Genomic DNA, 20,977 nt, shown 5'->3' on the forward strand with positions numbered 1-20,977 from the left:
CGGATTAGGAATGCTGATGGTTAATCATTTAATTTTGCTAAAAGATACAGAAAATATGGCGCACCGATAATAGCAACGACCACACCGGTCGGTATTTCAGCGGGCTGAAGTATAACGCGGCCGATTGTATCCGCTGTTAATACGAGCACAGCTCCGACAAGCGCGCAGATTGGAATGACATACTTATGCTTATTGCCGACCAGTCTTCTAGTCATATGCGGGGCGATTAAACCGACGAAGCCGATGCCGCCACTGACCGAGACACTTGCTGCAGCAAGTCCTACCGCTGCAGCAAGCAGAATTCTGCGTTCCTTCTCAAGGTCCATGCCTAAACTGACAGCAGTATGGTCTCCGAGATTTAACACGTCTAACACCCGGGATTTCATGTAAACGAACGGGATAAGAATAAGAAGCCATGGCAAGAGTGCCAGCACGAAATTCCAATTTGACCCCCAGATGCTGCCGGCAAGCCATGTAGCAACAAAGTCGTATGTTCTCGGATCAAGTTTCAGTGTCAGAACAATCATAAGAGCACTAATTCCCGCAGCTACAGCAACTCCGACGAGTATTAAACGTATAGGAGATACGCCTTCATCTTTCTTGTAAGAGAAAGCATAGATAATAACAGCAGCGGCCCCAGCACCGGCAAACGCCAGCACCGGCATAATGAAAACAGAGTTGCCAAGCTCTGCTGAAAAATACGAAACAAAAAGCATTACTGCAAGACCAGCACCAGCGTTAATCCCGATAATTCCCGGGTCGGCCAGCGGATTTTTAACGATTCCCTGGAGTACGGCGCCAGATACTGCAAGACCCATGCCAATAAGCATGGCGATAGTAATTCTCGGCAGGCGGAATTCAAACAGTAAAAGCTCATCACGCGGAGTACCGCTGCCGAAAATTGTTTTCACTACAGTGACGGGATCGATGCGTATAACACCTGTATTTAAACTGATAAGAAATAAAATGATTAACAGGATAATAAATATACATGCGATGATCCCAGCACGCCGTTGTTTTTTAATAAGTCCTTCGGGCTTGTAGTGGTTCATATCGCTTTACCTCCTTTACGTGCAAGGTATAAGAAGAAGGGTACACCGATTAATGAAATAAGAGCGCCGATTGGTATTTCAAAGGGAGCATTCAAAGTCCGTGCGAGTAAATCTGCAAGAACGACAAGAATGGCACCGACAACTGCACTGACCGGTATTATCCAGCGGTAGTCATAACCAACGAGTTTACGGGTCAGATGCGGTACGATTAAACCGACGAAACTGACAGCGCCGACGACTGAAACTGCCAGTCCGGCGAGTACAACTATAATGCCCGCACTGATAAATTTAGTTCTGACTGTCCGTTCTCCGAGACTGACTGCAACCTCTTCCCCGAGACTTAGTATTGTAATAGATTTTGAAATGCGCATCGCTGCAAATAACATAATAATAACGATAGGCGTTATAACAGAAAGATGACTCCAGCGCGTTCCTGAAACACCTCCGGCATACCAGAATGCCATATCCTGTCCGACATTAAAGTAAAGAGCAATACCTTCACTCAGTGCTGTCAGCAGGGCTGTAACAGCAGCTCCTGCCAGCACCAGACGCAGCGGTGTTAAACCGTTTCTGCTCATGGAACCGACACCGTAAACGACACCCGCACCAAGCGCCGCTCCGAAAAATGAGAGAAGTACAACATAGACATAAGGCAGGCCAGGGAAAAAACTGAGACTGATTGCGAGCATCATGACTGCGCCGGCATTCAGTCCGAGCAGACCGGAATCTGCGAGCGGATTCCGAGTCATCCCCTGCATTAATGCTCCCGCTACACTGAAAGCAGCTCCGACAATCGCCGCACCGATAATTCGCGGAAATCTGAGTTCCCATATTATCTGATGCTGTGTGACGGATTCATCGAAGCTGAAAAGAGCGCTCCATATTGTCGATAAGTTTATGTCGGCTGCTCCAAGCGAAATAGACACTGCAAATGCACAGAGCAGAAAAACCAGCCCGCCGGAGATGATTATCGTTCCGCGTACAGGTTTTGCAGTATTTTTAACTGCTTTTACTTGTTCTTTATCTGTTAAATCCGAATTGAACTTACTCATAATTTTTTTCCTGGCTGCTTAAATGATAAGAGGTGAAAATCGGATGATTGCTGTAAGGGCACTGCTGAATATCGGCTTCGATATTAAACAATGTTCTTAAATTATCGTGAGTCATCACTTCAGCAGGAATACCTTTTGTAATCAGTTTGCCGTCCTTCATTGCAATCATATAGTCAGAAAATCTTGAAGCGAGATTTAAATCGTGAAGCACCATAATAATTGTCCGATGTTCTTCGATATTTAGCTTTTGCAGCAGCAAGAGAATATCGAGCTGGTGAGCGAGATCGAGATATGTCGTCGGTTCATCGAGTACAAGTGTTTCTGTACCCTGTGCCAGGGACATCGCAATCCAGACACGCTGACGCTGGCCGCCTGACATATCGCTGATTTGACGATCGGCGAAATCTTTAAGACCCGTGACTTCGATCGCCCAGTCAATATACTTATAATCTTCTTTGCTGAGAGACCCGAGAGCTTTTCTGTATGGAAAGCGGCCGTAGGAAACCAGTTCGAAAACGGTCAAACCGTCTGGCGATTCGGCAGTCTGCGGCAGAATAGCCATCTGCTTGGCGATTTCTCTCGTGTCGAGAGTATTAATTGCTTTGCCATCAAGCAAAATAGTGCCTTCTTCAGCTTTTAATATACGGGACACTGTTTTTATCAATGTAGACTTTCCGCAGCCGTTCGGACCTATAATAGTTGTTATTTTATTTTTTGGAATAGTAACGCTTAAGTTATCTATTACTGAACGGTTGTGATAGCCAACCGCTATATTATTTATTTCAAGTGCGTTCAACACAGTCACCTCTCATATAGGAGATCCCCATTGCAATTGAGAATCGTTATCACTCTGAAAGTTTATGCTAATATTATAAGATTGTCAATATAATCTGTATAACGATTTGAAAAGGGGTAAAAGATAATATTAACTATCAGCAAAAAAGGAGTAATTTTATGAAGCGGCGTGCACTGATGGAGAATTTGTGGGCAAAAGAAAAATACAGAGTGATGATGCATTCTCAAGGACATTACAATTTAATCAGAAAAGAATTAAAGCAGGATATAGAAATGGAATGGTTAGAAACTTTAATCGGCCAGGCACTAGAAAAAACACCTGACCCTGGAGCAGTCATCAATACGTTTCAGCATATGTGGGGATATTTTAAAAAAGTGTGCAGCGAGAAAGAAAAGCGCGAATATATGCGTTTGAAAGAAGAGTACATACACAATCTAAATAGGCCTGACGACTTGTTTTCGTTTATTAGAAAGATGGCAAATAAATACAAAGTGAAATATCTTCAGAACTCCACAATTTTATACAAATAAACTATGGCATTATTACTCCGGATTCGCATGTTTATTTACTTTAGGATGGATATAGTTATAATCAGCAATCTCTTCTGCAAGAATAGTGCGTTCAGTTATCTCATACGGTTTACGGAAGTTCATTTCTGAAATTTCGAATGAACCGTCATTATTGACAGATTCTATATAGGCGACATGCCCGATCTCTCCTCTTTCAGTCTGCATTAAGGCACCTTTTGCTGGTGTTTCATTTACAGTGTAATCCTCTCTTTCAGCGCGGTCTGCCCAGTGTTCTGCATCGCCCCATGAACGTTCTATCATCATGCCGTCATCTTTCACTTTGTTAAACACGTAATACGTACATTCTCCCTGGTCATATGTATTATTTTTCATAGGATCAGGTGTCAATATTATGCCCAACTCTTCTATTAAACCGTTCTCAGTTCTTGTATCTGCATAGATCAATCCGCAGACAGCGGCAATTATAAGCAAAGAAATAAGTGCAAATCTCTTCATGAAAAGTCTCCTTTCTTACGTATAACGCATAGTGTTATAAAATAATGCTGAGCGCTATAAGTATTGTTAGAACGGTCTTTTGTCCCAAAGAGCAAGTGAGGACGTTTTACATATATTTTAAAGGAAATATAAAAAAGTAGAAAGTTTAAAGAAAGGGAGTTGTTTTATGGATGAACAATGGACGGCAGAGCTGCCGATAAAAAATATTAAAAGTATAACATCGGTCAGCGGCGGAGATGTAAATGAAGCGTACAAAATAGAAGCGGATGATAAAAAGTGTTTTCTCCTGGTGCAGCGGGGACGCGATGAAGATTTTTATGCTGCTGAAATTGCGGGGCTGCAGGACTTTGAAAAAGCAGGTATTACAGCACCGAGGGTCGAAGAGTCCGGCCAAATTTCAGGCGATGCGTATCTGCTGCTCAGCTATTTGGAAGAGGGAGTATCAGGCAGTCAAAAGGATTTGGGAGAGATGGTAGCAAAACTTCATCTGACTCATCAGGAAGAGGGGAAGTTCGGCTATCATTTGCCATATGAAGGCAGCGATATAAAGTTTGAAAACGGCTGGTTTAAGTCGTGGAGTGAATTGTTTGTGAACCAGCGACTTTCACAGCTGCATGAAGAGATTTTAAAAAGGAACTTATGGAGCGAACAGGATAATAAAACCTTTAATACCGTACTGGACATAATCAGAGAAGAACTAAACAATCATACAAGCGAGCCGTCGCTTCTTCACGGAGATTTATGGTCCGGAAATTATATGTTTTTAGAAGATTGTAGTCCCGCCTTATTTGACCCTTCGCCATTATACGGTGACCGGGAATTTGATCTTGGAGCTACGACTGTCTTTGGAGGCTTTGGTCAGGAGTTTTACGAAGCATATAATGATGTATATCCACTTGATGCAGGCGCGGCACTGCGTATAGAGTTTTATAAACTGTATCTGCTTCTCGTTCACCTGGTGAAGTTTGGAGACGTGTATCTCGGCAGCGTAAATAGTACAATGAAACAGATATTAAGTAAAAGGTAGGAGATTATATGTCAGAGAATGTGTTCGATAGAATGGCAGGGAAATACGATAAGGAAGAAAGAATTGCCTTAGCAAATACCATCGCAGCGGAAATGAAAAAGTATTTCCCACATGATGCCAATAATATATTACTGGATTATGGATGCGGTACGGGACTGATTGGACTGCAGTTCAAGGATGACTTTAAAAAGCTGATTTTCAGTGATATTTCCGGGGAAATGTTAAAAGTTGTTGATGAAAAAATCGAAGCGAACAAAATTGGAAATGCTGAAACTAAACATACAGAAGAGCTCGGCAGCGAAGAAGCTGATGTAATTATTGTATCGCTCGTAATGCTCCACGTGTCTGACTATAGAGAATTGATTAAAAAATTATATGATATTTTAAATGAGTCCGGGCAGCTGCTCATTGCTGATTTTGATAAAAATGACTCGGTTTATCATGAGAAAGTTCATAATGGATTTACACATGATGAGATGAGATTTGCTTTAGCTGACGCAGGTTTTAAAAACATTGATATTAAAACCTTTTACCATGGAGAAAAAATCTTCATGAAAAAAGATGCTTCCATGTTTATCGCGAATGCCCGAAAATAGACAATAATTAAAAGAGGAATGATGACTATGGAATTCATACTGCTTGCGGTAACCGGTATGATTGCAGCAATTGTGGGATCATTAATCGGACTCGGGGGCGGTATAGTCATCGTTCCTATTCTTATATTTTTAGGAACCGAGCTTAGTGTGCTGGATGGGATTACCCCTCAGGTTGCTGTTGGAACATCCAGTCTGGTCCTTGTGTTTATCGGCTTATCATCTGTTATTTCATATAATAAAAGCAAACAGGTCGACTGGAGTAACGGGAAATACCTTTTGTTCGGTATCATTCCCGGTGCAATGCTTGGCTCCTATACGAGCAGCCTGTTTACAGTGGACAGTCTGAAGCTGTATTTCGGCCTGTTTATTATTTTAGTCAGTTTTATACTGCTTGTCCGAGGCAAAATCAAACCTCTGAAAATATTTCAGAATGAAAAATATATCAAACCGCATACTGACGGAGCAGGAAAAGTTCATTATTACGGTTTTCCGCCATACATAGGTGTGTTTGGAAGCTTGCTGGCAGGTTTTGCAGCTGGACTATTCGGAGTAGGCGGGGGAGCATTAATGACACCTATGATGATTATTCTTTTCCTGATGCCGCCGTCAATTGCGGTGGGTACGAGCATGTTTTTAGTATTGTTTGGAAGTTTATCTTCTGCGGGCGGACATCTCCTGCAGGGGAATATTCATTTTCTTTATGCAGTGATACTGATTCCTGCTGCATATTTTGGAGCGAAATTGGGTGTTAAGCTGAATAGAAGCCTCGACTCGAATACTGTTGTATTCATCTTGCGGATGGTTCTCTTGTTGCTTGGTATATATATGATTATAGACAGCTTATAAAATATGGTAAAATATAAAAAGTAAATTTGATGAAATGGAATTGAATATATGTTTAAGTGGAGAAATTTGCCGAAAGGCTTTTTAATGGGAATAGTTGAACTTGTACCGGGAGTCAGCAGCGGTACGATGGCGTTGTTATTAGGAATATACGATCAGTTTCTCGGTGCTATCAGCCGAATTGTTTCAAAGTATTATAAACAGGCACTGGCATTTTTACTGCCTCTTGTAATCGGTATGGCTATCGCAATTTTAACGATGTCCTCGGTACTTAATTATTTTCTGCAGAATCATACAATACCGACCCACTGGTTTTTCATGGGGATGGTGCTTGGTGTGATACCGATGATGATAAGAATTTCAAATGTAAAAGCAGAATTTCGGATCATACATTTTATATTAATTTTTGCGGGTATTGCTATACTCTTTATAATGTCTATGTTCAATGCAGATGCACCGCCGGCAAGCAATGCGGGAATGGCGGCTGGTGATCTCCTGAAGTACTTTATTACAGGTGCGCTTGCAGCTTCGATGATGCTGCTTCCTGGTATATCCGGATCGCTTGTGATGCTTATTCTGGGAGTGTACCCGATAGTAATATACGCGATAAATGAGTTTACCTCGCTTAATTTTACTGTTTTGCCAATTTTGATATCAACTGGTCTTGGTATAGTTACGGGAGTGCTTCTTGCAAGCAGAGTAATCTCTCATTTCCTTAAAAATTATACTTATCTGACTTATGCAGCGATTATAGGTTTGCTTTTTGGTTCAGTGTTCGCTATTTATCCTGGACTGCCGGCAAGCGGAACAAGCTGGTTCTTGTCTGTGATTTTATTTCTGTCAGGTCTTTTTATCAGTTATATATTTGGAAAGCAGCAAAATAAAAATGACACGCCTTAATCAGGTGTGTCATTTTTATTTTAGGGTGAATCATGAAAAAAGATTGGAAATATTTAGGGTCAGCTAAAAAAATATTTCACTTTATAGAAACTTAAAGTAATGTATAAAAAATGGTTGAAAATATAATGAAAGCAGTGCATAATGAATCTCCATTAACTTTTAGGAGCTGTCATTATGGGTAATTTAAATAAATTGAAACTTGCCCAAAGAGGCGCTTATTTAAGTATAATCACATATATTATTTTATCTTTTTTGAAATATTATTTCGGTATCTATTATGATTCTGCGGCAGTACGCGCTGATGGCATAAACAATATGACAGACATTTTTGCCTCGGTTGCTGTTCTTGTCGGTTTAAAGATTTCTATTCGTCCGCCGGATGATAATCATCCGTATGGTCATTTAAAGTCAGAAAACATTGCATCTCTGGTAGTTTCTTTCATTATAATCTTTGTCGGTCTCCAGGTGCTGATTGAAAACTTTCCGGCAATATTCTCACCTGCTGCTGCCGCTCCAAATCCGATTGTCATTTATATAAGTCTGGTGAGCGGGATAATAATGCTCACTGTCTATTTCATTAATTCAAAGCTGGCGAAAAAAACAAACAGCAGCTCTTTAAAGTCTGCCGCAATGGACAATTTCTCTGACGGATTGATTAGTTTTGGCACTGCTACAGGTTTAATTTTTACACAGCTGGGTCTGCCGATAGTGGATGTTATCCTGGCATCTGTACTCGGACTTCTGATTATGTATACGGGATTTAAAATATTAAAAGGTGCGGTCTTCGCCTTAAGTGACGGTTATAATGATGCGGATTTAATAGACCACAAAGAAGATGTGCTTGAAGTCGACGGTGTTCTGGATGTTAAATCTATAAAAGGACGCTATCACGGCAGCAGCATATTTCTGGATGTAACTATTATTGTCGATCCCAAAATATCAATCACTGAAGCGCACCATATATGCGACCGGGTCGAAGAACACATGCATGATAAAGGTATTATGTCTCTCTATGTGCACCCGGAACCAAAATTAGATGAATAAAAAATTCCTTCAGACTTACAGTAAAGTCTGAAGGAATTTTTATTATGCTTCCACAAAAACAACATCTTTATATTTTTCCGGAAACTCTTCAAAACGTTTAGCGACGAACGGGCAGCGCCCGATTAATCTTTTATCATTCTCACGTGCATAATCAGCAGCGGCATCGAGCAGTACATCTCCGTATCCTTCACCGCGCAGCTCTTCTTTGACTACCACGCTGTCTATAACAAGTTTATTTTTGTCATCTGGAAGATAAGTCAGTTCGCCATCAGGATTTTGAGCATCTTCCCCAAAATAAAACTTGTTTGTTCCGTGCTTAATCTCCATCTAAGGACACCTCCGTAACTTTCTATAATGTTACTATACCCTCCGGAAAATTATTTACACTTTTTTATAGCAGATTGTAGCTTTCAATTGTTTTAACCAGTTCCTCCAGATAAAGTTTCGCGACTCTCGTGAGCTGAGTTTTATTATTTGTTATCCAGCCGACTTTAATTTCATCATCGACATCGAGAGGAACCGGAATGATGTCGGTGCCGTTTAATTCTTCGCTTAAAATTCCGCTTGAAATCGTATAGCCGTTTAAACCAATCATACAGTTAAAAATTGTTGCCCTGTCACTGACCAGAATATTCTTCGGGCTGTGCAGTGTGCTCAGTATTTCTTCAGAGAAATAAAATGAACTGTGTTCTCCCTGGTCAAAAGACAGCCGCGGATACGGCTCGAGATCTTTCAGTGTCACTTTCTCTTTTTTGGCAAGCGGATTTGTCTTACTGATAAATACGTGCGGTTTCGCTGTAAAAAGCAGTTCAAAGGTTAAACGATTTTCTTTCAGCAGCTGAGTCAGTATTTTTTCGTTGAAAGTATTCATATACAGGACGCCGATTTCACTTTTTAAATTTTTAACATCATCAATAATCTCGTAAGTGCGTGTTTCGCGCAGTGAAAACTGATATTTATCACCGCCGTGATGCTCAATCATTCTGACCATTGCATCGACGGAAAAAGAATAGTGCTGAGTTGAAACAGAGAGCAGCTGCTCCTGATAAGGCATATCAAGATACTTATTCTCGAGCAGTTCTACCTGTTCTGTAATCTGGCGGGCATAGCTGAGAAATTCCGCGCCGTCCGGACTCAATACAATACCTGTTGATGTCCGCTTTAAAATCGTAATCCCCATTTCGCGTTCAAGTTCTTTAATTGCTTTAGATAAAGTGGGCTGGGAAATATACAGTTTTTTTGCAGCTTCATTAATTGAGCCGCTGTTGACGACGGCAATTAAATATTTTAACTGTTGAAGTGTCATAAAGATTCTCCTTAGGTTATAGCTTAAATTCATAGCGGGTAATGAAATTAATGAGTTAGTCTATATCTTACAGACATGATAGTATTTAAACAACATTAAAAGAGATGGAGTGTTACATACATATGACTAAAGAAATATACAGAGCAGATCATGTAGGAAGTTTGTTAAGACCGGCAGAGTTGAAAGATGCCCGGAGACAATTTGAAAGTAAAGAGATAACTTTGGAAGAATTAAGAGAAGCAGAAGACAAAGCGATTGCACATGCTGTTAAAAAACAGAAAGAAGCGGGATTAAAAGCAGTGACTGACGGCGAATACCGCCGTGCCTGGTGGCATTTTGACTTTCTCGAAGGACTGCAGGGGGTCGAAGGTTCGGACACAGGCGGCGGAATTGCTTTTAAAGAACGCCAGACAAAATCCCGGGCAATTAAAGTAACAGGGAAAGTGGATTTCGACGGACATCGAGAAATTGATTTCTTTAAGTATTTACAAGAGCAGGTCGGTGATGCAACAGCAAAATATGCTATTCCAAGCCCGAGTATGCTGCATTTCAGGGGAGAAATCGACAAGAATGTTTACCCTGACGAAGATGAATTTTTTGAAGATCTTGCAGCGGCATATAAAAAAGTGCTGCAGGGCTTTTACGACGCCGGCTGCCGTTATTTGCAGCTCGATGACACTTCGTGGGGATACTTTTGTTCAGATGAAGAAAGACAAAAGTTAATTGATAAAGGACAAAATCCGGAGTACTTAAAAGAGAAATATCTGGAAGTGTTAAATAAAGCAGTAGACGGGCGACCGGATGATTTTAAAATTACGATGCATATATGCCGCGGAAATTTCCGCTCAACTTGGATTTCTTCAGGGGGCTACGAGCCGGTAGCAGAAATATTATTCGGGCGTTTAAACATCGACGGTTTCTTCTTAGAATATGACAGTGACCGTGCAGGCGGATTTGAGCCGCTTCGTCATGTCAGCCGTAAAGATTTAGTCATCGTACTGGGTCTTGTTACATCGAAGAGCGGTGAACTTGAAAATGCTGAAGATATTAAAGCGCGTATTAATGAAGCAGCGCAGTTTGTGCCGCTGGATCAGCTGGCGCTCAGTCCGCAATGCGGCTTCGCTTCGACAGAAGAAGGCAACGTGCTGACAGAAGAAGAGCAATGGGAGAAATTAAAATACGTCGTAGACATCGCAGCTGAAGTCTGGCAATAGAAAGGAGAATGCGAATGGCAACAATTAACCCGGAGACGGTTATTGCAGGCAGTAAGTTCAATAAGTTCCATCTGCTCGTTTTTATATGGTGTTTTATCGCAATTGCTTCTGACGGTTTCGATATAGCTGTGTATGGACTCGGTTTGCCGCAGATGATGAACGATTTTGATATTACTCCTGCAGCAGCAGGGGCGGTTGGCAGTTATGCCATGATGGGTATGATGGCGGGGACTTTTGTCTTAGGCGCGTTGACCGATGTTATCGGCCGCAAAAGAATATTGGCAATATGTCTAGTTATGATTGGTTTATTTAACTTTTTAGCAGGCTTTGCACCTAATGCAACAGTATTCGTCATCTTCCGCTTTATTGCTTCGATTGGAATGGGCGGTCTTATGCCGGCAGTTATTTCACTGATGGCTGAATACTCTCCCCGTAAAAACCGGGCAATGATTGTTGCGTTAATGTATTGTGGCTATTCAATTGGAACAATTGGGGCATCGCTGCTCGGCATTTACTTTCTGGAGTACTTAAGCTGGAGATTATTTTTCTGGATTAGTATTTTTACGGTAATAATCACTCCGTTTTTCCTGAAACAATTCCCTGAATCAATAACATTTCATGTTGCGCGGGGAAATAAAGACAAAATTGCAGACATTTTAAATAAAGCTACCGGCACTGAGAATTACAGTGTTCGGGATCACTATGAAATTACAGATACTGACACTGCGGAAAAAGGAGTACCGTTTAAAAAGATATTTAATGAACGTAAAACACTGTCGACAATTATGTTTTGGATTGCTGTTATATGCTGTCTGATGATGATTGCGGGTCTCGGTACGTGGCTGCCGAATATTATGCAGGAATCAGGCTACGGAGTTTCATCAGCCATGATATTTACTATTACACTGGCAATCGGTCAGATGAGCGGATCACTTGCCGGCGGTTACATGGTTGATAAAATCGGTCACCGCAATGTGCTCTTAACGCTTCTCGGGACAGGGGCAGCGGCATTTATTCTGCTCAGCTTAACGAGCAATGCGTTTTTGCTTTATATTCTCATCGCTGCAGCCGGGGCATGTACGGCCGGCTCGCAAAACCTGATTAATCCGTATATAACGATGTATTATCCACCGGATGTACGCGGTGCAGGTTTAAGTGCTGCGGTCGGTATGGGGCGTATCGGCTCAATTACGGGGCCGCTCCTGATCGGCTGGGTGCTGATGACCAATATGCCGGCGCAGCTTTCATTTTTAGGCTTCGCAGTTCCATGTCTGTTTGCATTTTGTGCGCTTCTGTTTGTGCAGGAACAGCACGGTGCGGAAGTGCAGAAAGGACGAATCCGAAAAGCGGAAGAAGCAATTATTTCTTAAATTTAAAGATGCGAATCTTACTCCGATTCGTGTCTTTTTTCCATATATATGGAAGAATGTCGAAAAATTTTCACAAACATGTGAATATTTTAACAAGCTGATTGGATTTTATTGAGATAAGAAGAAATATATTAGATAATGAAATAAATACAACAATTAGGAGTGTTTATATGGTTAACAAAGAAGAAGTTGAGATTATTCACAGCACAATTCCAATTTTACAGGAAAAAGGTGTTGAAATTACTTCTAAATTCTATAATAGAATGTTTGATAGACATCCGGAACTGAGAGATATGTTTAATCAGCCGAACCATAAGCAGGGTTTGCAGTCTACAGCTCTTGCAACAGCAGTTCTGGCAGCAGCGCAGCACATTGAAGATTTAACGCCGATAGTACCTGTAGTAATGCCGATTGCGCATAAACACTGCGGTCTCGAAGTACTTCCTGAACATTACCCTATCGTAGGAGAAAACCTTCTCGCTGCAATTCAGGAAGTAACCGGACTTGCGGCAGATGATCCGATTATAGAAACATGGGGCAAGGCGTATGGTGAAATTGCCGATGCGTTTATCGGTATTGAGAAAGATATTTATGCAGGCATGGCATGGCAGAGCTTTAAGCCGTTTGAAGTAATCGGTGTGAGAGAAGAAACGGGTATTATTAAAGCCTTTACAGTTCATTCAGATGAGATTAAAGATATACCGTACTCGCCGGGACAGTATATTACGGTCGACGTACAAGTTCCAAACCTGCCATACAGAGCAAAACGCCATTACTCAATCGTCGATGTGCAGGATGGCAAATTGACATTTGCAGTAAGGAAAGAAAATCTGGATGGCAACCGCGGAGAAGTATCGACGTATCTGCACGAGCAGATTAATACAGGCGATACAATCAATTTATCAGCGCCGGTTGGTGTGTTCGGCCTTGAAAACACAAATAAACCGCAGCTATTTATCGGTTCAGGCATCGGTGTAACGCCGTTATTCCCGATGTGCCGTGAAACAGCCGGTACTGATGCTGACGCACAGTTCATCCAGGTTTCAGATGATGCAAATAACGTTGCATTTGAAGTTGAACTTCAAAATATCGCAGCTGCCGAAAATGCACAGCTGCACACTCACTTAAGAGATAAAGAAGGTTACCTGATGAGTGAGGAGCTGCAGAAGTTCATTAAAGATGATCAGGAAATCTACGTCTGCGGCGGTGTGACATTCATTCAGTCCATCGTTAAAGAATTAGGCAAGGCAGGTGTTGATAAAGATCGTATCCACTACGAAATCTTTATCCCGCGTTTAAGCCTGGCTGTATAAATTAAAAGAAGATGGCACCCCGTTCATATGAAACGGAGTGCCATTTTTTTAATGGTGGCTGTTTATTTCAATACTGTCGTCATTACTGAATTCCTGCAGAAATACTTCTTCAAACATATCCAGTTCACCGACAGTAAAGTATTTAGTCGGAACAGCATCGATATTATCACTTGAAACGTGTGCTTTAATCAGATACAAACCATCCCGCGGAATATTTAGTTCCGCTGTATATTCTCCGTTTGATAGATGTGACATTTCGTATTCTTCATTCCATACTTCAGCTTCTTTCGCTGCCCACATAGACAGGGTAATATCGGCATCATCAACCGGGCTGCCGTCTTCCAGAACATGAATTGTCAGCGGTTCGGCAGGGCCGACAGATGTAATGTCTTCTGTATCAATAACGATATTTGCCTTCGGTGTCTTATTATATTTATCGTGTGTATCGTCATCTACAATATTGCAGCCGGAAAGGAACAGAAGAGAAATTATTAAAATTAAATATTTATACATGCTGTCCCTCCTTAATAATTCAGCCAGCGGCGGAGTTTTTCGTTGTTTCTAATAATAAGCCTGTCCAGCAGGAATAAAATAATCAGCGACAGACCGACGAGCGGGAATATAAGGCCGAGTATGATTAGTACAGAGAGCAGACCTTTAAATTCAAATATACTTTTAGCTTTTGGTGCACCGCTTTTACCTTTCGGTTTCCGCTTCCACCACATGTATACACCCGTAATGACCATACCGATTAATCCAAGACAGATAATCACTCCAATAATCTGGTTCAAGAGACCGAACTCCAAACCTTTATGAATCGTAATTGCAAGCGCCATTGCCTTGCCGAGCGGACCGTAATTATCATAGCGGTAGTCAGCGATAACATCACCTGTATACTGATCGATATGTATCGTTGCCTCATCCTGTGCTTTCGGAGGGAAAACGGATAAGGTAAAGACACCTTCCGGAGAAGCAGGGTAAAATATGTCGTAGCTCGGATGAGTATCTGCTGCATCAGCAGTCTTAATAACTTCATCTATGGAAACCTGTCTGAAGCCTGACGAAGGGTCAGAATCTGCGACCGGCATCTGTTCTGCAGCCCATGAGACATCCGCAATATCTTCTGCGACAGTCTCGGATTCTGGAGCCGGACCTACCCAGATTGACGGCGGATAGCCAGCGCCGGAAGCAGTTGTCAGCTGCTGCACGCCTGTACCCCAGAAGCCTGTCCACAGCATGCCCGATAAGAGGAAGAATAATAATCCTCCGGAGATCCAAAAGGCAGGGACGGCATGCAGGTCGCGGCGCCTGATACGTCCGGCTTTATTAAAGCGGATGGTGAAAACACCTTTAATTTTTTCTTTTGCTTTAGGAAACCACAGAAACAAGCCTGAAATCAGCATAATAATTGTCCAGCATGCCACCAGTTCGATTATCCGGTCGCCGAAAGTTCCGGCCATCAGTTCACTGTGCAGAGCGGCGAGGATTTCCATCGGCCGGTTGCTGTCGTTGATAATACCCAGCACTTCGCGGTTGTAGGGATTAATGAAGACCGTTAATGATTCACCGTCTCCGTCCGTTATACCGACTTCCGCAGAACGAGTATCATCTTCGCCTGGACGGTAGCGGGTAATGTCTCCGCTGCCAACGGTATTTAAAGCCGTGAAAGCAAGATCGCTTGGCGGAAGCTGTTCGCTTTCAGCCTCGATATTATAATAATCTTTATATATGTATTCTTCGATGTCTACTCTGAATAGATATATTGCTCCTGTAATGGCAATAATAAGAAGAAAAGGCGCCAAGATTAAGCCTGCAAACAAATGCCAGCGCCAAATCAAAGGCTGTATTTGTTTTTTCAAGTTTAAATCCTCCTGTCATTGATTCAACTGTTAATTATGGAGAATATTTATCGTTTTGTACATACCGCGATGTTAAAAAGAAGTGTCATTTGATGATATACTACGGATAACAACTGCCGGAGGGGGAACCATTATGGAGAGAATACTGGTCGTCGATGACGACCCTAACATAGTAAAGTTTGTAACATTGAATTTAACTGAAGCAGGATACCGTGTTGCGTCGGCGAACGATGGAAGACAAGCTCTCAGGCGTTTAAAAGAAACGCCGTGCTCCCTGGCGGTGGTCGATGTCATGATGCCTTATATGGACGGGCTTGAATTGACCAAAGCGATACGCGATGAGTACGATATTCCGGTGCTTATATTGACGGCAAAAAGCCACATTGATGATAAAGCAGAAGGGTTTAAAGCAGGAACAGATGATTATCTCGTCAAACCGTTTGAACCGAAAGAGCTGATTTTCAGAATGGAGGCGCTGCTGCGCCGTTATAAAGCGGAAGGAGAGACTGATTCAATACGTATCGGAAATGTCAGTATTTATCCTGATAAGTATACCGTCGAAATTGAAGATAAGACCTACATGCTGCCGTTAAAAGAATTCGAACTTCTGCAGCTATTGGCAGGTCACCCCGGACAGGTTTTTTCAAGAGAACAGCTGATTGAGCAAATATGGGGAGTGTTTTACGAAGGGGATGAACGTACTGTCGATGTTCATATTAAGAGACTGAGAACACGGTTTTCAAAATTAACATCTGATTTTAAAATTAAGACTGTACGGGGCGTCGGCTATTTTCTGGAGCCTGTTTTATGAAATCATTATACGTAAAATTTGTTATTATGACGCTCGGCATTATGATACTCAGTTTCTTTATCGCCTTTGTCGTGTCGAACGCTTATTATCAATATAATTTAAAAGCAAGCAACGATGAAAAAAATACAGCAATTGCTTCTGAGGTAGGTACATTTATCGAAACTCAGCCGGAAATGAACATCGAGGAATACTTGAAAACAATTGCTGATGCCGGTTATCAGATGTATCTGGCAGACGACAGCGGCAACACTCAGTTTTTTGGAGCGGAGTTCAATGAGCACAATCTGTCTCCGGATGTGGTCAGCGATGTGCTTGCCGGTGAAATATATCACGGGATGGCAAATTTTGAAGCGGAAATATTTGTGACCGGTTTTTTTGCTAACGAACTGAGCAATACTATCGGTGTGCCGGTTCAGCATGACGGCACCGTTTATGCTTTATTTATGCGTCCGGATATTAATCTGCTGTTTAACGAGATGCATCTTTTGTTCGGTATTTTATTTATGCTGACTGTGCTGTTAAGTATCATACTTGTATTTATCAGTGCGCATTTCCTGATTAAGCCCGTGACTAAATTGAGTGAAGCAACGAAGCTGTTGGCTTCCGGGGATTACTCGATTCACGATCTCGATACAAACCGGAAAGATGAGCTTGGTGAACTGTCAGCGAACTTCGTCAGGATGTCAAAACAGATTGCATACAATGATAAAATTCAGAAGGACTTTATCTCAAATATATCCCATGATATTCAGTCGCCGCTGTCGAGTATTAAAGGCTACAATAAGCTGTTAAATAAACCGCTCACAGCAGCTGAACGGAGTGAATATACAGAAACAGTGGATTTTGAAATAGACAGGCTGTCGACGATGACAGAGCAGCTGCTGATTCTGTCATCCATCGATCATGAAGATTACATGCTGCGGAAGGAAACTTATAATTTGAAAGAACAGCTCGAGCGGCTGATTAAAGTTTACGAATGGAAGATTAATGAAAAAGGCCTGATGCTTTCTCACAAACTTCAGGATACTGAAATCAAGGCGGACAAAGCGCTGATGAATACCGTTTGGGACAATTTGCTGTCGAATGCTGTTAAATATAACGGAGATGCAGGCAGCATCGATATAGAAATGACCAGATATCAAGCTCATACAGTTATAACAATCAGCGATACAGGAAAAGGTATAAATAATACAAGTATCGATAAAATTTTTGACAGATTTTACAGGGTGGATACCGCACGGACGAGCAGTGTCGGCGGCACCGGTCTCGGTTTGTCCATCGTTAAGAAAATACTTGAACTGCATAACGGTACAATCAATGTAAGAAGCAGCGGAAGCGGCACGACCTTTACAGTCCGGCTGCCTGTAAATACAACAGAATAATTTTTTCCTCCCCGTTCACAATGAGTTCATATTGCAGGTATATAGTATGACTCATAGATGAAAACGAGGAGGATTTTTTTAATGAAGATGGCATGGAAAGAAATGAAGAAATATAAACTTCGGTATACAATTCTCGGTTCGATTATATTTCTGATTAGTCTGTTAACATTAAGTATTTCAGGACTTGCGAACGGTTTGTCCCAGGACAATGCGGCATTGATTAAAAATATGCCGGAAAGTACATTTTATATGGAAGAAAGTGCAGAAGAAAATCACAGTTTCTCTGCATTGTCGGATGAGCAGATTAGTAATTTGGAAGCTGCAGATCCGGATGTAACATTATTTTCAATTCAAATGGGTGAATTCAATGATACCGGCGACCAGAAACACAGTCTAGCCTTTGTGAGTGCTTCGGATAATGAGTATTTCCCTGAAACAGAACCTGGTGAGATTGTGCTGGACCAGGCTTTTGAAGAAGAAGGATTTAAAATTGGCGATACAATTTCAAGCGGTCTCCTGGATAAAGAGCTGACAATTACAGGATTTGCCGAAGAAGAAAAGTTCAGCCACTCTTCCGTCGGTTTTATTAACACTGAAGATTTCTTTGAAATGTATAATACAGATACATTCCAGCTGGCGTTTACAACTGAAACGGATCAGCCGATTGATGAACTGTCAGCATTCGGCAATGGAGACTTCTTAAACACAATTCCAAGCTACAGTGCAGAGCAGCTGTCGCTTAATATGATTATAGTATTCCTGTACGTTATCAGCGGTATGCTGTTTGCGATATTCTTCTACATGATCAACGTGCAGAAATTAGGCACATTTGGCATTTTAAAAGCGATTGGGGTTAAGACTTCTGCACTGTTTAAAATGATGTGGGCGCAGATGTTTATTATCACCATTATTTCATTGCTGTTAGCTGTCGGTATCAGTCAGCTGTTTAATGTACTGGCACCAAGCGGCATGCCATTCCACTTAACGCTTAATATGGTAATGCTCTCATCACTTGCATTTATTATTATCGGCTTTATCGGGGCGACGCTGTCGGGCATCCAGATTAAAAAAGTAGAACCGATGCAGGCAATTAACCAAGGAGGTGCTTAAGATGAGTTTATTTCAATTAGAAGATATAAAAAAAGAATTTAAGCATGGAAGTACAAAAGAGCAGATATTAAAGGGAATTGATCTGGAGTTAAATAAAGGTGAACTGACGGCGCTGGTGGGCGCGTCGGGTTCAGGAAAAAGCACGCTGCTGACGATAGCTGCCGGGCTCCAGGATTTAAGCGGCGGTTCAATTAAATTCAGCGGGAAAAATATGTCGGAAATGAATGCCGAAGAGGTTCGTGAAGTGAGGGCGAAATATTTCGGCTTTGTTTTCCAGCATGCACATCTGGTACCATTTTTAACTGTGAAAGAACAGCTCGAGCTGATGCTTGATACTGCAGAAACCAAATGGTCCAAAAAATCGAGAGAAGCGTGTATTGAAGATGCGCTTACTACCGTTGACATGTGGGAACATAGAGACAGTTATCCGGAAAACATGTCAGGCGGAGAAAAACAGCGTGTGGCAATTGCCCGGGCAATTATTCATGAGCCGGAAATATTATTTGCCGACGAGCCGACAGCAAGTCTCGACTCAAAACGCTCAGTGGAAGTAATGGAGTTAATAGAAAGACTGGCACGTGAATTGAATATTACCGTGCTGATGGTAACCCATGATAATGATATGTTGAAATATGCAGAGCGTATTGTGGAAATGAAAGACGGTAAAATTATCGAATCTTAGTAAAGATGGGTCATAGACCCGTCTTTTTTTATCGACATTCATACTTTTAGGAGGCATTTATATGAGTTACAATGAAAAATAAAAAGGGGTTTACTCATGAGTGATGATAAGCAGAAAAAGAAAAATGGCTTTAAAATGCCGCATATATATGTCATCCTGTTTGTATTTGGTATCGTTGCAGCAGCAGCTACATATCTAATACCAGCAGGTGAATTTGACCGTGTGGAATTGGAAAACGGGCGTGCTGCGGTTGATCCGGAGTCGTTTACATATGTTGAATCCACACCAACTGGTGCAGTCGAATTCCTGACAGCGATTCCAAGGGGATTAGTTGATGCAGGGGAAGTAGTATTCTTTACGCTGATTATTGGCGGAATGTTTATGGTACTGCGTGAGAGCGGCATTATAGAAATTGCAGTCGATAAAATGGCACGTAAGTTTTCAAAGAAAAGTATATTTATTATACCGGTGCTTGTTACCGTATTTGCCGCAGTTGCCACTTTAATCGGTACAGCCGAATTGTCTCTTGTATATATTCCAGTTATTATACCTCTGGTTATTGCTCTCGGGTACGATTCGATGACAGCCGCGGCCATAGCACTTTGCGGTACTGTAATCGGCTATACTGTAGGAGTGCTGAACCCGATAAATACAGGTCTTGCACAGACGATTGCAGAGATACCTACATTTTCAGGTCTCGGATTCCGGTTGATTTTATTTATTATTGTTCTGTTCATTACAGCATTGTTTATAATGAGATATGCAAAAAAAGTAAAGAGAAATCCGGAATCAAGTTTAGTATATAAAGAAGATGCTGAAAAACGTGAAATGTATTCATCAATAGGTGAACATGAACCGCTGAAAGCGACGGGCCGTCAGATTGCAGGAGCATTCGCTGTACTGCTGTTTTTTGCCGTACTGATTTGGGGTGTAACTACCCAAGACTGGTTTATGATAGAGATGTCAGGACTGTTCATTATTATGGGTGTTGTAGTTGGTCTAGTTTCAGGACTGAACTTGACGCGTATTAGTGAAGCATTTACGAAAGGTTTCAGAGAAGTGCTGATGGGTGCCATAATTGTCGGATTGGCGCGTTCAATTGCTGTCATTCTGGAAGACGGCCAGGTAATGGACACTATAGTAAATGGGCTCGGCAGTGCAGTAGGAGAATTACCGCCTGTGCTTGCAGCGGCAGGAATGTACTTCGTCCAGTTAATTATCAACTTCGTTATCCCTTCAGGATCGGGGCAGGCACTGGTTACCATGCCGATTATGGCGCCGCTCGCCGATCTTGTTGATGTAACGCGGCAGACAGCTGTTCTTGCATTTCAGCTTGGAGATGGTTTTGCTCATATTCTTTATCCGACCAGCGGATACTTTATGGCAGCCCTCGCTATAGCAGGAGTAGAGTGGCACAAGTGGATTAAATTCTTTTTCCCGCTATTCTTAATTTTTATGTTTATATCTTTAGGAGCTCTGGTAGTTGCTCAAATAACCAGCTGGTCGTAAACAATTAAAAGTTGAAGCGGAGTTAAAATAAAAGTATTCCGCAGCTTCCAAACGTTTTAAAACTAGCAAAAAGGCAAAAATCCATT

Annotated in this window: 22 protein-coding genes; 14 read left to right on the forward strand and 8 right to left on the reverse strand. The window is 41.7% G+C overall.

Going from position 1 to position 20,977, the window contains the following annotated elements; all coding sequences use genetic code 11:
- Positions 1–20: 20 nt before the first annotated feature.
- Genes IR135_RS05940 through IR135_RS05950 form a run of 3 tightly spaced genes read right to left on the reverse strand, consistent with a single transcriptional unit; the run spans position 21 to position 2,900 of the window.
- Positions 21–1,052 carry a FecCD family ABC transporter permease gene (locus IR135_RS05940; RefSeq protein ID WP_135097623.1) on the reverse strand — a complete coding sequence of 344 codons (1,032 nt, stop codon included), beginning with the start codon at positions 1,050–1,052 and terminating at the stop codon, positions 21–23.
- Entirely contained in the window at positions 1,049–2,104 is a 1,056-nt protein-coding gene (locus tag IR135_RS05945; RefSeq protein ID WP_135097625.1) for a FecCD family ABC transporter permease, read from the reverse strand. The genes IR135_RS05940 and IR135_RS05945 overlap by 4 nt, the downstream gene beginning before the upstream one ends.
- Complete coding sequence (locus tag IR135_RS05950) at positions 2,097–2,900, reverse strand: ABC transporter ATP-binding protein (protein WP_135097628.1); 804 nt, start codon at positions 2,898–2,900, stop codon at positions 2,097–2,099. Before IR135_RS05950 ends, IR135_RS05945 begins: the two co-directional genes overlap by 8 nt.
- Positions 2,901–3,058: 158 nt before the next feature.
- Between IR135_RS05950 and IR135_RS05955 the strand changes: the two genes are divergently transcribed.
- Positions 3,059–3,430, forward strand: a complete 372-nt coding sequence (locus IR135_RS05955) for a YbgA family protein (protein ID WP_135097631.1) — start codon at positions 3,059–3,061, stop codon at positions 3,428–3,430.
- Between the two features lie 12 nt (positions 3,431–3,442).
- Here the strand turns inward: IR135_RS05955 and IR135_RS05960 are convergent, their stop codons facing one another.
- The gene (locus IR135_RS05960; RefSeq protein ID WP_135097633.1) at positions 3,443–3,925 is read right to left on the reverse strand and encodes a CHAP domain-containing protein; all 483 of its coding nucleotides are present in this window, start codon (positions 3,923–3,925) and stop codon (positions 3,443–3,445) included.
- A gap of 166 nt (positions 3,926–4,091) precedes the next feature.
- Between IR135_RS05960 and IR135_RS05965 the strand changes: the two genes are divergently transcribed.
- The 5 genes from IR135_RS05965 (at position 4,092) to IR135_RS05985 (ending at position 8,335) form a co-directional block, all read left to right on the forward strand.
- Positions 4,092–4,952 (forward strand): fructosamine kinase family protein, encoded by an 861-nt coding sequence (locus IR135_RS05965; RefSeq protein WP_135097635.1) that lies wholly within the window; start codon positions 4,092–4,094, stop codon positions 4,950–4,952.
- An 8-nt stretch (positions 4,953–4,960) separates the two neighbouring features.
- Positions 4,961–5,548, forward strand: coding sequence for a class I SAM-dependent DNA methyltransferase (locus IR135_RS05970; protein ID WP_135097637.1), 588 nt, complete (start codon positions 4,961–4,963; stop codon positions 5,546–5,548).
- An 18-nt stretch (positions 5,549–5,566) separates the two neighbouring features.
- A complete protein-coding gene (locus IR135_RS05975; RefSeq protein ID WP_228063438.1) occupies positions 5,567–6,394 on the forward strand; it encodes a sulfite exporter TauE/SafE family protein in 828 nt (275 codons plus the stop codon).
- A gap of 48 nt (positions 6,395–6,442) precedes the next feature.
- Positions 6,443–7,291, forward strand: coding sequence for a DUF368 domain-containing protein (locus IR135_RS05980; RefSeq protein ID WP_135097642.1), 849 nt, complete (start codon positions 6,443–6,445; stop codon positions 7,289–7,291).
- Positions 7,292–7,465: 174 nt separating this feature from the next.
- Positions 7,466–8,335 (forward strand): cation diffusion facilitator family transporter, encoded by an 870-nt coding sequence (locus tag IR135_RS05985; RefSeq protein WP_135097645.1) that lies wholly within the window; start codon positions 7,466–7,468, stop codon positions 8,333–8,335.
- A gap of 42 nt (positions 8,336–8,377) precedes the next feature.
- On the opposite strand, the gene IR135_RS05990 is transcribed toward IR135_RS05985, so the two are convergent.
- Both IR135_RS05990 and IR135_RS05995 read right to left on the reverse strand, forming a co-directional pair.
- Positions 8,378–8,662, reverse strand: a complete 285-nt coding sequence (locus tag IR135_RS05990; protein ID WP_135097647.1) for a GNAT family N-acetyltransferase — start codon at positions 8,660–8,662, stop codon at positions 8,378–8,380.
- Between the two features lie 64 nt (positions 8,663–8,726).
- The gene (locus IR135_RS05995; RefSeq protein ID WP_135097649.1) at positions 8,727–9,641 is read right to left on the reverse strand and encodes a LysR family transcriptional regulator; all 915 of its coding nucleotides are present in this window, start codon (positions 9,639–9,641) and stop codon (positions 8,727–8,729) included.
- 122 nt (positions 9,642–9,763) lie between these two features.
- Between IR135_RS05995 and IR135_RS06000 the strand changes: the two genes are divergently transcribed.
- The 3 genes from IR135_RS06000 to IR135_RS06010 all read left to right on the forward strand — a co-directional run bounded on the left by IR135_RS06000 (position 9,764) and on the right by IR135_RS06010 (position 13,538).
- Entirely contained in the window at positions 9,764–10,855 is a 1,092-nt protein-coding gene (locus IR135_RS06000; RefSeq protein WP_135097652.1) for a 5-methyltetrahydropteroyltriglutamate--homocysteine S-methyltransferase, read from the forward strand.
- A 14-nt stretch (positions 10,856–10,869) separates the two neighbouring features.
- Positions 10,870–12,225: an MFS transporter gene (locus tag IR135_RS06005; protein ID WP_167753374.1), complete on the forward strand. Its 1,356-nt coding sequence runs from the start codon at positions 10,870–10,872 to the stop codon at positions 12,223–12,225.
- Positions 12,226–12,395: 170 nt separating this feature from the next.
- Positions 12,396–13,538 (forward strand): globin domain-containing protein, encoded by a 1,143-nt coding sequence (locus IR135_RS06010; protein WP_135097658.1) that lies wholly within the window; start codon positions 12,396–12,398, stop codon positions 13,536–13,538.
- Positions 13,539–13,586: 48 nt separating this feature from the next.
- On the opposite strand, the gene IR135_RS06015 is transcribed toward IR135_RS06010, so the two are convergent.
- Together IR135_RS06015 and IR135_RS06020 are read right to left on the reverse strand one after the other, a co-directional pair.
- Positions 13,587–14,051: a FixH family protein gene (locus tag IR135_RS06015; RefSeq protein WP_135097661.1), complete on the reverse strand. Its 465-nt coding sequence runs from the start codon at positions 14,049–14,051 to the stop codon at positions 13,587–13,589.
- 11 nt (positions 14,052–14,062) lie between these two features.
- A complete protein-coding gene (locus IR135_RS06020; RefSeq protein ID WP_135097663.1) occupies positions 14,063–15,397 on the reverse strand; it encodes a PepSY-associated TM helix domain-containing protein in 1,335 nt (444 codons plus the stop codon).
- 133 nt (positions 15,398–15,530) lie between these two features.
- Between IR135_RS06020 and IR135_RS06025 the strand changes: the two genes are divergently transcribed.
- The 5 genes from IR135_RS06025 to IR135_RS06045 all read left to right on the forward strand — a co-directional run bounded on the left by IR135_RS06025 (position 15,531) and on the right by IR135_RS06045 (position 20,891).
- The gene (locus IR135_RS06025; RefSeq protein WP_135097666.1) at positions 15,531–16,208 is read left to right on the forward strand and encodes a response regulator transcription factor; all 678 of its coding nucleotides are present in this window, start codon (positions 15,531–15,533) and stop codon (positions 16,206–16,208) included.
- A complete protein-coding gene (locus tag IR135_RS06030) occupies positions 16,205–17,590 on the forward strand; it encodes a sensor histidine kinase (RefSeq protein WP_135097668.1) in 1,386 nt (461 codons plus the stop codon). Before IR135_RS06025 ends, IR135_RS06030 begins: the two co-directional genes overlap by 4 nt.
- Before the next feature lie 81 nt (positions 17,591–17,671).
- A complete protein-coding gene (locus tag IR135_RS06035; protein WP_135097671.1) occupies positions 17,672–18,700 on the forward strand; it encodes an ABC transporter permease in 1,029 nt (342 codons plus the stop codon).
- A 1-nt stretch (position 18,701) separates the two neighbouring features.
- Complete coding sequence (locus tag IR135_RS06040) at positions 18,702–19,382, forward strand: ABC transporter ATP-binding protein (RefSeq protein ID WP_135097674.1); 681 nt, start codon at positions 18,702–18,704, stop codon at positions 19,380–19,382.
- 96 nt (positions 19,383–19,478) lie between these two features.
- Complete coding sequence (locus IR135_RS06045) at positions 19,479–20,891, forward strand: YfcC family protein (protein WP_135097677.1); 1,413 nt, start codon at positions 19,479–19,481, stop codon at positions 20,889–20,891.
- Positions 20,892–20,977: the final 86 nt, after the last annotated feature.

The organism is Jeotgalicoccus nanhaiensis (assembly GCF_015235105.1).
Classification (GTDB): Bacteria; Bacillota; Bacilli; order Staphylococcales; family Salinicoccaceae; genus Jeotgalicoccus; species Jeotgalicoccus nanhaiensis.